General features: G+C 71.6%; 14 protein-coding genes. 9 read left to right on the forward strand and 5 right to left on the reverse strand.

What is annotated here, in order from left to right; translation table 11 throughout:
- Window positions 1-313: PAQR family membrane homeostasis protein TrhA (gene trhA, locus MKK70_RS01020; RefSeq protein ID WP_243945471.1), on the forward strand; the 313-nt coding region annotated here is incomplete at its 5' end.
- Between the two features lie 31 nt (window positions 314-344).
- On the opposite strand, the gene MKK70_RS01025 is transcribed toward trhA, so the two are convergent.
- Both MKK70_RS01025 and MKK70_RS01030 read right to left on the reverse strand, forming a co-directional pair.
- On the reverse strand, window positions 345-977 hold the full coding sequence (locus tag MKK70_RS01025) for a hypothetical protein (protein ID WP_243945472.1): 633 nt from the start codon (window positions 975-977) through the stop codon (window positions 345-347).
- 221 nt (window positions 978-1,198) lie between these two features.
- Entirely contained in the window at window positions 1,199-1,447 is a 249-nt protein-coding gene (locus MKK70_RS01030) for a hypothetical protein (RefSeq protein ID WP_147844166.1), read from the reverse strand.
- A 256-nt stretch (window positions 1,448-1,703) separates the two neighbouring features.
- On the opposite strand from MKK70_RS01030, the gene MKK70_RS01035 reads away from it, so the two are divergent.
- Entirely contained in the window at window positions 1,704-1,943 is a 240-nt protein-coding gene (locus MKK70_RS01035) for a hypothetical protein (RefSeq protein WP_243945473.1), read from the forward strand.
- 36 nt (window positions 1,944-1,979) lie between these two features.
- Here MKK70_RS01035 and MKK70_RS01040 read toward each other — a convergent pair whose 3' ends face one another.
- Together MKK70_RS01040 and MKK70_RS01045 are read right to left on the reverse strand one after the other, a co-directional pair.
- The gene (locus MKK70_RS01040; RefSeq protein ID WP_243945474.1) at window positions 1,980-3,074 is read right to left on the reverse strand and encodes a hypothetical protein; all 1,095 of its coding nucleotides are present in this window, start codon (window positions 3,072-3,074) and stop codon (window positions 1,980-1,982) included.
- 39 nt (window positions 3,075-3,113) lie between these two features.
- Entirely contained in the window at window positions 3,114-6,122 is a 3,009-nt protein-coding gene (locus MKK70_RS01045; protein WP_243945475.1) for a penicillin-binding protein 1A, read from the reverse strand.
- Window positions 6,123-6,187: 65 nt separating this feature from the next.
- On the opposite strand from MKK70_RS01045, the gene MKK70_RS01050 reads away from it, so the two are divergent.
- The 4 genes from MKK70_RS01050 (at window position 6,188) to MKK70_RS01065 (ending at window position 8,992) form a co-directional block, all read left to right on the forward strand.
- Window positions 6,188-6,550, forward strand: coding sequence for a BrnT family toxin (locus MKK70_RS01050; protein WP_243945476.1), 363 nt, complete (start codon window positions 6,188-6,190; stop codon window positions 6,548-6,550).
- Window positions 6,551-6,563: 13 nt separating this feature from the next.
- Window positions 6,564-6,833, forward strand: coding sequence for a BrnA antitoxin family protein (locus tag MKK70_RS01055; protein WP_243945478.1), 270 nt, complete (start codon window positions 6,564-6,566; stop codon window positions 6,831-6,833).
- A gap of 64 nt (window positions 6,834-6,897) precedes the next feature.
- Window positions 6,898-8,565, forward strand: coding sequence for an alpha-amylase family protein (locus tag MKK70_RS01060; RefSeq protein ID WP_147725687.1), 1,668 nt, complete (start codon window positions 6,898-6,900; stop codon window positions 8,563-8,565).
- 58 nt (window positions 8,566-8,623) lie between these two features.
- On the forward strand, window positions 8,624-8,992 hold the full coding sequence (locus MKK70_RS01065) for a hypothetical protein (RefSeq protein WP_147725688.1): 369 nt from the start codon (window positions 8,624-8,626) through the stop codon (window positions 8,990-8,992).
- Window positions 8,993-9,049: 57 nt separating this feature from the next.
- Here MKK70_RS01065 and MKK70_RS01070 read toward each other — a convergent pair whose 3' ends face one another.
- Entirely contained in the window at window positions 9,050-11,401 is a 2,352-nt protein-coding gene (locus MKK70_RS01070; protein ID WP_243945480.1) for a TonB-dependent receptor family protein, read from the reverse strand.
- A gap of 342 nt (window positions 11,402-11,743) precedes the next feature.
- On the opposite strand from MKK70_RS01070, the gene MKK70_RS01075 reads away from it, so the two are divergent.
- From MKK70_RS01075 to MKK70_RS01085, 3 genes are all read left to right on the forward strand, one after another.
- Window positions 11,744-12,388 (forward strand): MBL fold metallo-hydrolase, encoded by a 645-nt coding sequence (locus MKK70_RS01075; RefSeq protein ID WP_147725689.1) that lies wholly within the window; start codon window positions 11,744-11,746, stop codon window positions 12,386-12,388.
- A 5-nt stretch (window positions 12,389-12,393) separates the two neighbouring features.
- On the forward strand, window positions 12,394-13,353 hold the full coding sequence (locus MKK70_RS01080) for an aldo/keto reductase (RefSeq protein ID WP_243938993.1): 960 nt from the start codon (window positions 12,394-12,396) through the stop codon (window positions 13,351-13,353).
- Window positions 13,354-13,530: 177 nt separating this feature from the next.
- On the forward strand, window positions 13,531-14,732 hold a 1,202-nt coding region (locus tag MKK70_RS01085; RefSeq protein WP_243945482.1), incomplete at its 3' end, for an ATP-binding protein.

The raw sequence follows: 14,732 nt of genomic DNA on the forward strand, positions 1-14,732 counted from the left end.
GTGGATCGTGGCCGGGATCGGCATCGCGGTGAAGCTGCTGCTGCCCGGCCGCTTCGACCGGCTGTCGATCGGCCTCTACCTGCTCCTCGGCTGGTGCGGCCTGTTCGCCTACGAATCGGTGATCGCGGCGCTGCAGCCGACCGCTTTGTGGATGCTCGCGATCGGCGGCCTGCTCTACTCGGTTGGGGTCATCTTCCACGTCTGGCGCAAGCTTCCGTTCCAGAACGCGATCTGGCACGCCTTCGTGCTCGCGGCCGCCGCCTGCCATTACGGCACGGTCTGGGCGAGCCTGACCGGCGCCGCGATCAGCTGATCCTCCGCGAATGACAGGATCGGTCGGCGCCTCAGGGCGCCACCGTCCACGGGCTGATGACGCGCATCGAGGCCTGCTGCGGCATCAGGGTCGCGGGCGTGCGCGGCGTGGATTTCAGCCGCTCGACGAACTTGCGCGCCTGGTCGGCCGGCAGCGCCGAAGCGGGCGCCATCAGCGCCGCCAGCTGCTTGCGGGTGCCGCGATCGACGTAGGCCGAACGCTCGACCGGGGCGAAGTCGCGCATCGTGTGGGCCGCATCGGGATCGCCGGTGAACACGCGGGCTCCGCTGCTCAGCACCACGATGTCGCCGGGCCGCAGCGTCTCGTCCTTTATCAGGGCGGCGGCGGCGCCGCCCGTCATGTCGATCGGCTTCTGGCGATCGGTGATCCGCACCTTCAGCGGCTCCGCGGCGGGCAGGGCGGCGTAGCGGGTCCGCGGCCGCAGCCGCGGCGACATCGCCCGGCGGATGCGCGGACGGTACGCGCCGCCGGAATAGGCCGGCTGGCTCGGCTCGGGCGCCTGCGCCTGCGCCGCCGGGCGGGCCCCACCGAACAGCGCCTCGAAGAAGCCGAGCTCGGCCGCCTGCGCCTGGGCGACGCCGCCGGCGACGAGGCCACCGGCGAGCACGGTGGCGAGGACGCGACGGTTCAAGGACGACGTCATCGATCCCTCCAAGGATGCGCGGGCAGAGAAATGAGGTGAACCGCACGGCGCGTGCGATGCGACACCCCGTTAACGGCAACTTAAACGCGACAGTTCCGCGAAGTTTGCACGCGAATTCGCGGGCGGGCGCACCGGTCGAACGCATGGCGGAAGGCGCGGGCCCGATCGCATCGGGTCGCGCGAAACGTCCGGACGGATGTCGGCGGTTGCTGCGTCGGGCGTCAGGCCGGCGCGGCCTGCTCGCCCTCGCCGATGCAGTCGAGCGCGCGCTCGACGGCGCTGACCGCGTCGAGCAGGTGCTGGACCGTGCGCTCGACCTCGAGCGCCGGGCGGCCCATGGCGGCGGCGCGGGCGCTGACGTCCTCGAGCTGCTCGAGCAGCGTGAGAAGGTCTCCGGCGACGGCGACGACCTCGCAACGGGCGAGCTGCTGCACGGGGGTGCGCGGGCGGAAGGGCAGGACGTTGCTCATGAAGGCTTTCGGCTCATCACGGTCGTTGTCGCCGGAACGCGCCCGCTTGGCCAGGGTCGCACCGCCGCTCCTCCACACGAATGCCCGGTTTCGCGGCCGCAAAGCCACGCCGTGGTGACTTTTCCGTGGCCGGGCGACATCACATCCCCGGCAACCGGTTCACGCGATCGGCACCGCCTTGACGCGGACACACTGGCCCGACACCTCGGCCCGTCATTCCCGCGCCTTCCCTCCCGATCACGCCCCAGGACCCGCGATGCGCCTCCTCCCGACCGTTCAGACACTCGCTCCCTTCGCCCTCGCGGCCGCCCTGGTCGGCGGCCTCGGCGCCTGCAACAGCGTCGACGGCCCCGACAGCCGCAGCGGCCTGGCGGAGACCTTCAACACCGACAACTACCGGCGCTCGAACGACACCAACGGCACGCAGACCCGGCCCGACGTGAACCGCCTGTACACCCAGCCCTCGATTCCCTCGATCGCCAACCGCGGCTACTGATCCCCGGATCGCTCCGCACCCGCGGCCCGGGGCGCCCTAGCGCTTGGCCAGGGCGTCGGCGAAGGCCGCGATGCGGTTGCGGGCGTAGGTCGGCAGGCCGGCGCTGATCGAGGTGCCGGTGTTGAAGCTCGAATTGCCCATCAGCACCTGCGCCGGCAGCAGGTTCCTGAGCACGGGGACGCGGGCGTATTCCGCCTTGCGGTCGAGGACGTCGCCCTTGATCGCCAGCGCCATGTAGGTGGTCACGACGGTCTTGGTCGGGTCGCCCGGCATCGGCTGGAACACCGCCAGGAACTTGCCGAAGCGCAGGATCTGGTTGACCCAGAAGATCGTCTGTTCCAGCCCGCCCGTGACGGTGGTGTCGACCTTCGTCAGCGCCCCGAGGCCGGCCGGCCGATCGGGGGCGAGGGTGCGCAGCTCGCTCTGGAACGTCACGAACTCGGCGATCTTCTTCGCGCCGCTCTCCTCCAGCTTGTTGGCGAGCTTCACGCCGAGCGGCAGCTTGCCCTCGAGGTCGTAGCGCGACTCGATGCAGACCGTGCCCGGCTCGCACCACGGGCGGTCGGGACGGCGGGCGAAGGCCGCGGCGGGGTCCTTGGTCGGCGTCACGTCGGCGGGGTCGAGGGCCTTGTGCTTGATCGCCGGGTCCATCGCCTGCACGAAGCCGAGACGGGCCAGCGCCGCGAGGTCGATCGCCTCGGGAGGCCGCGCCACCACGAAGCGCCCCTCGGCGACGTAAACCTTCAGCGTCTCGTGCCGGGGCTTGGCCACGCCGTTCACGGTGGTGGTGTAGTCCGGCTCCTTGTAGCCGGGGAAGGGCGAGAGCGCGGCCGCTTCCGCAGGCTTGGTCCGGACCCAGTCGAGGTAGGGCGTCAGGCCGTTCTCCGGCGTCGACGGGTTGTCGCGGTGGTCGCTCACCAGGATCGCGCCGGGCTTGAGCGTCGTCGGATCGACGGCGGTGATCGAGGCGACCTCGCGGATCCGCCCGGCGGCGGCCGGCGTCGCCGCCATGCCCGGCTGCGCGGGCGACGGTGCCGGCGCCTGGGCCATCGCGCATGGGGCGCCCGAGAGCACGAACCCCGGGAGCACGAGCAAGGGCAGGGCAAGGCGAGCCGGAAGCTGCATCCGCACGAAAGGAACCTCGATGGGAAAGGGGGAGGGGCGGCGGCGTCAGTAGCGCGGGTCGTCGCCGAACAGGTAATCGGGGTCGCGCCGCCGCGGCCGGGCATCGTCGTCGCCGAAGGGCGAGCGCGCCGTCTGGCCGGGCCAGAGCCGGGAGCCGCCGTCGAGGTCGCCCTGGGCCCGGCGGCTGCGCATCGCCGGGCGCCGGTCGCCGAACGGGTCGAGCAGGTCGGCATCGGGCGCGCGGTTGCCGTAGGCGTCGCCGGCGACGTCGGCGCCGTCCTCGAGGCCCGAGAGGTCGCCGTCCTCCGCGTCCGGCCGCATCGCGTAGGCGTTCTCGCGCGGCAGCAGCTTGTACTGCGTGTCGGCCAGGCGGCCGTCGGCGGCCTTGCGGAAGTGCTCGGTGAACCCGCCGCCCGAGACGCGCTGCCCGCTGCGCGGGTCGATCGAGAGGTCGACGAGCATCTGCCGAGCCTCCGGAGAGGGCGGGGCCAGCGGGGTCTTGGCCACGCCGTTGGCCCAGGCGGCCTGGAAGATCGCGGACGCGATCGGCACGGAGACGTGGCCGCCGGTCTGGCCGCGGCCCAGCGTCTTGCGGGTGCCGTCGGCATTGTCGTAGCCGACCCAGACCACCACCGTGACCTCGTTGGTGAAGCCGGCGAACCACGCGTCGTTCTCGTTCTCCGAGGTGCCGGTCTTGCCGGCCACGAACTGCGAGACCCGCGCCAGGGCCGCCGCGGTCCCGTGGTTGGTCACGCCCTGGAGCATGGTCTTGAGCTGGTAGAGCGCGACCCGGTCGGCCGAGCCGATCCGCACCGGCTCGCGGGCCGCGTGGGCGTAGACCGTCCTGCCGTCGCGCTCGATCCCTTCGAGGGCGTAGGGCGCGGTGCGGGCGCCCTCGTTGGCCACCGCGGCGTAGAACCCGGCGAGGTCGATCATCCGCACCGGCTGGGCGCCCAGCACGAACGGGTAGTACGGCTCGCAGGCGGCGTAGATCTGCGCTTCGAGCGCGATGTCGCAGACCCGCTTGAGGCTGGCCGGCGCCTTGTCCGCGATCCCGCCCTGGAGGAGGCGGGCGGTGACGAGGTTCTTGGAGAATTCCAGGCCGCGCCGCAGGGTCGTCGGGCCGGAGCCGCCGCCCTCGTAGTTCTTCGGCGACCATGCGTCGCCGACCCCGCCGATCGGCGGCAGGGTCACGGGCGCGTCCATCACCAGGGTGTTGGGCTGCAGGCCGGCGTTCAGCGCGGCGAGGTAGGTCAGCGGCTTCAGGGTCGAGCCGGGCTGGCGCACCGCCTGCGTCACGCGGTTGAGCTGGCTCGCCGGGTAGGAGAACCCGCCGGCCATCGCCAGGATGCGGCCGGTGCGGTTCTCCAGCACCAGGGCCGCGCCCTGCACCGACGGCTTCACGCGGATCTCGGCGCGCAGACCTTTGCCGTCCCGCAGCTTCACCCGGACGACGTCGTACGGCTGCAGCCTGCCGCGGGCGATGCCGGGGTCGAGCAGGGCGACGCGGCCGTCGCCGAGCCCGACCTTCACGCCGTTGCGGCCGGTCTCCAGCACCACGGCGAGCGGCCAGCGCACGTCGTAGAGCACCGGCCGGGCGCTCTCGAGCGCCCGCAGCCACACCGGCTTCTCGGCGGGCGCCGCCGCGGCGACCGGCTTTCCGCGCGCCGGCCTGCCGACGGCCGCCTTCGCCGCCTCGGGTTTCGCCTCCGCCCCGGTCACGCCCGGCAGCGATTGCGGCGCCGCCTCGGGGGCGGGCGTCGCCGCCCCGAGCTTGCGCACGCTGTCGGCGAGGTTGAACTCCGGCCCGGAGAAGGTCTGGCGCCCGGTGCCGCGCTCGTAATTCGCCAGCCCGTCCTGCAGCGCGCCCTCGACCGCCCGCTGCAGCCCGGCATTGATGGTCGAGCGCACGGTGAAGGACGAAGCGGTGAGCGAATCGAGGCCGGCGAAGGTGCGGGCCTCGCGGGTGAGATGATCGACCACGTAGAACCCTGAATCCCGCCGCGCGGTCTCGATCGGCTTCAGCCCGAGGTCGGAGGCGACGGCCGCCGCCATCTCGGCCTCGGTGATCGCCCCCTCCTCCTTGAGGCGGGCGAGCACGTAGGCGCGGCGCTCGCGGGCGCGCTCGGGGTACTTGTCGGGGCTGTAGAAGTTGGGGCCCTTCGGCATGCCGGCGAGAAGCGCCGCCTCGGGCAGGGTGAGCTCGCCCACCGACTTCCCGAAATAGCTCCTGGCGGCCATCTCGATGCCGTAGGCGCCGCGGCCGAGATAGATCCCGTTGAGGTAGAGCCCGAGGATCTGCGGCTTGCCGAGGATGCGCTCCAGGCGGGAGGCGACGATCATCTCGCGGATCTTGCGCTCGTAGGTGACGTCGTCGCCCACCGAGAGGTTCTTCACCACCTGCTGCGTGATGGTCGAGCCGCCGGCCGGGCGGCCCGGGGCGGCGAGGTTTCCGATGAAGGCGCGGATCACCCCGCGCTCGTCGATGCCGTGGTGGCTCTCGAAGCGCTTGTCCTCGGCGGCGATGAAAGCTTGTCGGACCAGTTGCGGCACGTCGCCGATCGGCACGACGAGGCGGCGGCCGTTCGGCTCGAAGGTCTCGGCGAAGGGCTTTCCCGAGGCGTCGAGGATGCGGGTCATGCCCGGCAGCGCCTTGTCGCGCAGGGCCTCGGCGGTCGGCAGATCGGTGGTCGCCTTGTTGTAGAATTCGATCACCTCGCGGGCGTCGAACGGCGAGGCCTTGGGGTTCTCGCCCTTGCAGAACTGCTTGTAGCTCGTGTTCAGCTCGCCGATGTCGAGCCCGTGCAGGATCTTCGGCGCCGCCGGCCCCGCCACCGCGCTGGGGTCCTCCATCGCGGTGGAGATCAGCTCGTCGAGGTTGATGTCCTCGATGTCGAAGGCTTTTCGCATGTGCGCGCAGCCGTCGCGCAGGATCTGCACGACCTGCGGACCGTCGACGGCAGGGTCGAACCGGGTCCTCACCGCGTCGGGCTTGGTCGTGACCTGGCTCAGCGTCAGGGCGGTCGCGAACAGCTTGATCAGGATGGTGTTCATGAAATCCGGGGCACCGGGCTCTTCCACGCGCGCCCCGAACCTGCGGGCGTCGCCCTGAACAGGGCGTGCACAACGCGGCTGTTTTAAGGAGCGTGCCTCGCCCCGGGCTTGTGCGCGGCTGCGTATTGACGCTTCGTATGGACACGTTACGGTGCGCTGCGATGTTCGAGTGGGACGAGGCCGAGCGGCTCGGCAACCTTGCCAAGCACCGGCTCGATTTCGTCAGGGCGGACCTCCTGTTCGGCGGTCGCGCCCGGCTCGACCTGCCGTCGACGCATGCGCCCGAGCCGCGCATGATCACCGTCGCCGAACTCGACGGGGTGTTCGTCGCCCTGGTCTGGACATGGCGCGGCGATCGGCGTCGCGCGATCTCACTCCGGAGGGCACGTCATGAGGAACGAGCCGCATATCGTCAGCTATACGGCTGAGGAACTGACCGCGATGCGGAGGGACGGCGAGGACCGGACAGACTGGGAGGCCGTGAAGGCCATGACCGATGCCGAGGTCGAGGCCGCGGTCGCCTCCGACCCCGACGAGGCGGGGCTGGAGTTCGACTGGAGCAAGGCGGTGTTCCACCCCGAGTCGCGCAAGAAGCCGATGACCATCCGGCTCGACGCCGACGTCCTGGCCTTCTTCCAGGGCCAGGGACGCGGATATCAGACCCGGATCAACGCCGTGCTGCGCGCCTACATGGAGCATGCGCGGAAGTAGCGGACCGGCCGGCTTCCTCCGTCCCGCCGCGCGCGTCGGGCCCCCTTCGACCTCGCGAGGCCCGATGATCACCGACCTCTGGTACAAGAACGCCGTCATCTACTGCCTGTCGGTCGCCACCTTCATGGATGCCGACGGCGACGGGATCGGCGATTTCGCCGGGCTGGAGCGGCGGCTCGACTACCTCCAGGGGCTCGGCGTCACGGCGGTGTGGCTGATGCCGTTCCAGCCCTCGCCGAAGCGCGACGGCGGCTACGACATCGCCGACCATTACGGGGTCGACCCGGATTACGGGTCGCTCGGGGACTTCGTGGCCTTCACCCACGCCGCCAAGCAGCGCGGCCTGCGGGTGCTGATCGACCTCGTGGTCAACCACACCTCGGACCAGCACCGCTGGTTCCAATCCGCCCGCTCCGACCCGGATTCGCCCTATCGCGACTGGTACGTCTGGTCGAAGGAGAAGCCGGCCAACGCCGACGAAGGCATGGTGTTTCCCGGCGTCCAGACGACGACCTGGACCTGGGACGAGGCGGCGGGCGCCTACTACTTCCACCGCTTCTTCGACTTCCAGCCCGACCTGAACACGGCCAACCCCGCCGTGCTGGCCGAGATCCTGAAGATCATGGGCTTCTGGATCGAGCTCGGGGTCTCGGGCTTCCGCATGGACGCGGTGCCCTTCGTCATCGCCGAGAAGGGCGCCGACGTGACGGGCGCGCCGCGCGAGCAGTTCGACATGCTGCGCGACTTCCGCGAGTTCCTGCAATGGCGCAAGGGCGACGCGATCATCCTGGCCGAGGCCAACATCCTGCCCCGCCAGGACCTCGACTATTTCGGCGACGACGCCGACCGCGCGCACATGATGTTCAACTTCCAGGTCAACCAGGCGACCTTCTACGCGCTGGCGGCCCACGACGCGCGGCCGCTCGTCAAGGCGATCGAGCGGACCAAGCCCCGGCCGCTCTCCTGCCAGTGGGGCATCTTCCTGAGGAACCACGACGAGCTCGACCTCGGTCGCCTCACCGAGAAGCAGCGCCAGACCGTCTTCGAGAGGTTCGGCCCCGACAAGGGCATGCAGCTCTACGACCGCGGCATCCGGCGCCGCTTCGCGCCGATGCTCGACGGCGACCCGCGCCGCATCCGGCTGGCCTACTCGCTGATGTTCACGCTGCCCGGCACCCCGGTGCTGCGCTACGGCGACGAGATCGGCATGGGCGACGACCTGACCTTGAAGGAGCGCGACTGCGCCCGCACGCCGATGCAGTGGACGCCCGAGGCGCAGGGCGGCTTCACCCGGTCGGCGACGCCGACCATGCCGCCGATCGACCACGGCGCCTACGGCTACGCGCACGTCAACGTCGCGGACCAGCGCCACGAGACCGGCTCGCTCCTCAACTGGATGCAGAGCATCATCCGCCTGCGCAAGGAGGCGCCGGAGATCGGCTGGGGCGATGTCACCGCGCTCGAGACCGGCCAGCCGGCCGTGCTGGCGCTCCGCTACGACTGGCGCGGCAACGCGGTGCTGTGCCTCCACAACCTCGGGCCCGGCCCGACCGAGGTCGCGCTCGACACCGGCGTTCCCGCCCCGGACGGCCTGCTGCTGATCGACCTGCTCACGGGCGAGCGCAGCGAGGCGGACGATGCCGGGCGCCACGGCCTCTACCTGGAGGGCTACGGCTATCACTGGTTCCGGGTCGGCGGGCTCGACGCGCTTCTGAAGCGCAAGCCGACCTGACCGGCGCCTCGCGCTTGCCGCCGCGGCAGGGTAGGGGAGACCGGGAAGCGAGAACCCGATGCCCCGACGCCCCCCACTTTCGCCCGACGCGACCATCGCCGACGTGCTGCCCGACCTCGAGGACGGCGAGGCCTATCTCCGCGCGGTGCTCGCCACCATGCGGATGTGCCAGAAGCATTTCGGCGACGCCGTGGTGCGGATCGGGGTGACCGCGAAGGGCGGCCCGCCCTCCTACCGGATCGACCGCCCGGCGCCCGACGGCGCGGAGGCGCTGGTGCTGTTCGGCGCCTATGGCGGCCGCTCGCACGACCGCTTCACCCAGGTGAACACCGCCGAGACCCGCTGGAGCAGCCGGGCGCTGGGCATGGCGGAGATGCTGGCGCTCCACGACGGCTTCCGCCGGCCGAAGGGCGGGGCGGCCGACTGAGCGAGATCCCGAGAGCATCGTCCTCCCGCGCGCCCCATCGACCGCGCGCGACGAGGCTCAGAATCGCAGCCGCATCCCGGTCATGAAGGTCCGCGGCGGGCCGGCGAAGATCGTGCCGCTCGTGTTCGCGAGCACGGCGCGGCCGTTCTGCAGGCCGCTGACGGGGCTCAGCGTGTTCGCCAGCGGGTTGGCGGCGCCGACATAGGCGGTGTCGAGGACGTTGCGGACCTCGCCGTAGAGGTCGAGGCGGCGGACGTCGCCGACGAGCGCCGTCGCGTAGTGGACGTTGAGGTTCAGGACCGCGAAGCCCGGCACCCGCAGCAGGTTGGCGTTGTCGAGGAAGGATCCGTCCTGCGCCACCGCCTCGGCGTAGGCGCCGAGGCCGGCGAGCGGCCCGGCCGGCACGTCGTATCCGATCCGGGCGAGGAGCTGGTGCTCCGGCACGCCGACGATGCGGTTGCCGGCCCGGTCGAACGCGGCGGTGAGCGGGCCGGCCGCGAGGCGCTCGACGAACCGCGTGTAGACCTGGGCGTCGAAGGTGTAGGCCAGCGTGCCGCGCCAGCCCGAGCCGAGCGCCGCCTCCGCCCCGAGTTCGATGCCGCGGTGCTCCGAGGCCGGCACGTTGAAGGTGTAGGACAGGAGCCCCGCCCCCGGCGACTGGCCGACCAGCTCGTTGCGGAAGAGCTCGTAGAAGCCGGTGAGGCTGACGCGCACGCCCGCCGTCGGGGACCAGTCCGCGCCGAGGTCGAAGCCGAGGTTCTCCTGCGACCGGAGCCCGGTGTTGTCGCCGGGGATGCCGGCCGGCGTGACGAACAGGTTGCCGACCGACGGCGTCGCGTAGCCGGCGGCGACCCGGCCGCGCAGGGCCCAGTCCGCATCCGGCCGGTACACGAGGATCAGGTCGGGCGCGACGTTGACGTAGGTCGGGTCGACCCCGGTGACGGCGGAGGCGGCGCCGGCGGCCGTGTAGGCGAAGGTGGTGTTGCGCCCGGCGATCGCGGTCCGCGTCGCGCCGATCCCGAGCACGGCGGTCCAGCGGTCGGACACGGCGATCTCGGCCCGTGCCCGGCCGCCGAGGTTGTCCTGCATCGCCTCCTGCAGGCCGATCGGCGCGCCGATCCGCGGTCCCCCGTAGGCCGCCCGGTTGAAGGTGGGCGCGCGGATGTCGATGGTGTCGTAGCTCAGCGCGAGGTAGCCGGTGGCGGCCAGCCCGAACAGCTCGCCGCGCCGGGTCAGGTCGGCGGCGAGGTTGACCGAGGGCAGGCTGGCGCGGCCCGCCAGGGTGTAGAACGGCTGGTCGTAGCGGCGTTCGTCGTAGCCGGCCTGGACGCGCCAGGTCGTCTGCGCGTCGACGTCGTGCTCCCAGCGGCCGGCGACGACGGTGCGGCGGTCGTCGCGCCCGAAGCCGCCCTCGTCGGCGGTCACCGCCACGGTCCGTCCGAAGATGCCGTTGCGCAGGATCGCGACCGTCGCGCAGCCGGGCGCCGCCGTCGCGGCGGTCTCGCAGCCGCGCTGGTACGGGTTGAGGGTGAACTGGTTCAGCGACGCGCGCGCCGGCAGCCCGGTGGAGACCACGTTGTCGATCACCTTGAGGGTGAAGCGGTCGTCCGGGCTCGGGGTGTAGCTCGCCAGCAGGTTGACGGTCTGGGTGTCGAAGCTCGCATGGCCCTGGTAGCCGTTGCCGCGCGCGTCGCTGGAAAACAGGCTGATCTCGAACGGGCCGCTCGCCTGGCCGACGGCGAAGGACGTGTTGAGGACGCCGAAGCTGCCGGCGTCGACCGCGACCTCGGCGCCGTCGATCTCGCGGCCGGTGCGGGTGCGGAAGGCCAGCGCGCCGCCGCTGGCGTAGTTACCGAACAGGGCCGATTGCGGCCCGCGGAACACGTCGATCCGCGAATAGGCGCGGGGATCCGACAGGTCGAAGCGCGAGGCGCCGTCGGCCTGCGTCACCAGGAACCCGTCCTCCAGCACCACCATGTTGCGGGTGATGCCGGTGGAGCGGGCGTTGTTGCCGCGGATCGAGATCACCACGTCGCGGCCGCCGAGCCCCTGGCGGACGGTGACGCCGGGGCTGTTAGCGAGCACGACGCCGATCCCCGTCGGCGGCCGGTCGTCGATCGCGCCCGCGCGCCCGATCGACGTCACCACCTGGCCGACGGGGTTCTCGATCGGGTGCGGGGCCGATCCGGGCGGAGCGGACACGCCGAAGCCGCGGGGCTCGTCGGGGCGGGCCTCGCCGACGACGGAGAGCGTGTCGAGGGTGACGCCGTCGTCCGATCCAGATCGGACCTCCGCCTCCGGCCTTGCCGCGGCCTCCGCCCCAGCCGCCGCGGATACGAGCTGGGCCAGCATCAGGGCGGGCACGATCCGGCGGAGGCGGACGCGCCCCCGCAAGCGCCGGAACGCCATCGCGGTCACCCGGTGCGGTCGACGCGCGGCGCGACCGGCAACCGCGCGGCGATGTCGACGATGGCGGGTGGCACGGGCACGGGCACGGGCACGGCGCAGATCCGCGAGACGGACGAAGGCGAGTTGGAGGAAGGCGAGACGGACGAAGGATTGTGCACAAAGTTGTATCGGTTGCACCGTCAACCAACCAGCCGGCGGCGGCGCACGCGCGATGAATCGGCCGAGCCGTCGCATTTCGGATACAAGCGCTCCTGCGGTGCGGCCGCCCCCCGGGGTGCGGCTCGACCCGATCGGGGTTAGAACGGGCGGCGCTTCCACCCTCCACTCGGTGAACGGACCACCATGCCAGGCACGCCCCGCGTCGGGATCATCCCGGTCACGCCCTTCCAGCAGAACTGCACCCTGATCTGGGATGCCGCGACCAAGGTCGGCGCCGTGGTCGATCCCGGCGGCGACCTCGACCGGATCGAGGCGGCGATCGCCGAGCAGGGCGTGAGCGTGGAGAAGATCCTGCTGACGCACGGGCATATCGACCATGCCGGCGGCGCGGCCGAGCTGCGCGAGCGCCTCGGCGTGCCGATCGAGGGCCCGCACGAGGCCGACCGCTACCTCCTCGACTCGCTGCCCGAGACCGGCGCCAACTACGGCATCGACGGCGCCCGCGCGGTCGTGCCCGACCGCTGGCTCGACGAGGGCGACGCCGTGACCGTCGGGCCGCTGGCCTTCGACATCCTGCATGCCCCCGGCCATTCGCCCGGCAGCGTGGTGTTCGTCAGCCGCGACGCGCGCTTCGCCCTGGTCGGCGACGTGGTGTTCAAGGGCTCGGTCGGGCGCACCGACCTGCCGGGCGGCAACCACGACCAGCTCATCCGCGCGATCCGTGAGAAGGTGCTGCCGCTCGGCGACGACCTCGCCTTCATCCCCGGCCACGGCCCCACCGGGACGCTCGGCGAGGAGCGGGTCTCGAACCCGTTCCTGCAGGGTTGAGCGCCATGGAAACGCGCCCCGTCGGCCGCTCCGGCCTGTCCGTCGCCCCGTTGTGCCTCGGCGCCAACGTCTTCGGCTGGACGGCCGACGAGACCACGTCCTTCGCGATCCTCGACCGCTTCGTCGACGCGGGCTTGAACTTCGTCGACACGGCCGACGTCTACTCGCGCTGGGCCCCCGGGCATGCGGGCGGCGAGTCGGAGGCGGTGATCGGCCGCTGGTTCGCCGCGCGCGGCACGCGGGACAAGGTCGTGCTGGCGACCAAGGTCGGCATGGACATGGGCGGGGGCAGGACCGGCCTCGCGCCCGCGCGCATCGCCGAGGCCTGCGAGGCCTCGCTCCGCCGGCTCCGGACCGACCGGATCGACCTGTACCAGTCGCATGCCGACGACGCGGCGACCCCGCAGGAGGAGACGCTGCGCGCCTACGAGCGCCTGATCCAGGCGGGCAAGGTGCGGGCGATCGGCGCCTCGAATTTTTCCGCCGCGCGCCTGCGCGAGGCGCTGGCCGTCGCGGAACGCGCGGGCCTGCCGCGCTACGAATGCCTGCAGCCCGACTACAGCCTGGCCGAGCGCGGCTACGAGGCCGAGCTCGAGCCGGTCTGCCGCGAGGCCGGGCTCGGCGTGATCGGCTACTTCTCGCTCGCGGCCGGTTTCCTCACCGGCAAGTACCGCTCGGCGGAGTCCGCTGCCGGCCGCGCCCGCGAGAACCGGGTGTCGAAGTACCTGACGCCGAAGGGCTTCGCGCTGCTCGGCGTGCTCGATGCGGTCGCCGCCGAGCACGGCGCCAGCCCGGCGCAGGTGGCGCTCGCCTGGATCATGGCGCGCCCCGGCATCACCGCGCCGATCGCCAGCGCGACCTCGGTGGCGCAGCTCGACGAGCTGATCGGGGCCGCCACGCTGCGCCTCCCGCCCGATGCGATCGCACGCCTCGACGCGGCGACGGCCGGCGGGATTCAGGCCTAACCCGACGTTAAGGCGGCCGCGTCAGAACACGGGACCGAGCCAGGCCGTGCAAGCCTGGAAACGATGCAATTTCAAGGCGGAACGCCTATATGAGGCGGACTGATCGAATCGCAGGCGGGGCTGCTCCCAAGCGGGCGCCGGACCCTCGCGCTCGGACCCGCCTGCCCGAGGACCTTGATGTCTGACCAGAACCCGAACGACCTGTCCCAGGGCGCCGTGCCCCCCGCCGAATTCGTCGACGCCTACGGCGCGGAGTCGATCCGCGTGCTCAAGGGCCTGGATGCCGTGCGCAAGCGCCCCGGCATGTATATCGGCGACACCGACGACGGCTCGGGCCTGCACCACATGGTCTACGAGGTGGTGGACAACGCCATCGACGAGGCCCTGGGGGGCCATGCTGACCTCGTGACCGTGACGCTGAACGCCGACGGCTCCTGCACGGTCTCGGACAACGGCCGCGGCATCCCGGTGGACATCCACAAGGAGGAGGGCGTCTCGGCGGCCGAGGTCATCATGACCCAGCTCCACGCCGGCGGGAAGTTCGACCAGAATTCCTACAAGGTCTCGGGCGGCCTGCACGGCGTCGGCGTCTCGGTCGTCAACGCCCTGTCGCAGTGGCTGCGCCTGCGCATCTGGCGCAACGACAAGGAGCACACGATGGAGTTCCGCCACGGCGACGCCGTGGCCCCGCTCAAGGTCCTCGGCCCCGGCAACGGGCGGAAGGGGACGGAGGTCAGCTTCCTGCCCTCCACCGACACCTTCACGATGATCGAGTTCGACTTCGCGACGCTGGAGAAGCGCCTGCGCGAGCTCGCCTTCCTCAATTCCGGCGTCCGGATCGTGCTGACCGACGCGCGCCACCCCGAGCACCGGCGCGAGGAGCTGTACTACGAGGGCGGGATCGAGGCGTTCGTGCGCTACCTCGACCGCTCGCGCAAGCCGATCGAGGGCGTGTCCAAGCCCGTCATGGTGCGCTCGGAGCGCGACGGCATCCGCGTCGAGGTGGCGTTCTGGTGGAACGACTCGTTCAACGAGACGGTGCTGCCCTTCACCAACAACATCCCGCAGCGCGACGGCGGCACCCACATGGCGGGGTTCCGCGCCGCGCTGACCCGCCAGATCACCGGCTACGCGGAATCGTCGGGCATCGCCAAGCGCGAGAAGATCACCCTCACCGGCGAGGATTGCCGCGAGGGCCTGACCGCGGTGATCTCGGTGCAGGTGCCGGACCCGAAGTTCTCGTCGCAGACCAAGGACAAGCTCGTCTCCTCCGAGGTGCGCCCGGCGGTGGAGAACGTGCTGAACGAGGGCCTGTCGAACTGGCTGGAGGAGAACCCGTCCCAGGCCCGGTCGGTGATGGGCAAGGTGATCCTGGCGGC

Source organism: Methylobacterium sp. E-041, assembly GCF_022829665.1.
GTDB lineage: Bacteria > Pseudomonadota > Alphaproteobacteria > Rhizobiales > Beijerinckiaceae > Methylobacterium.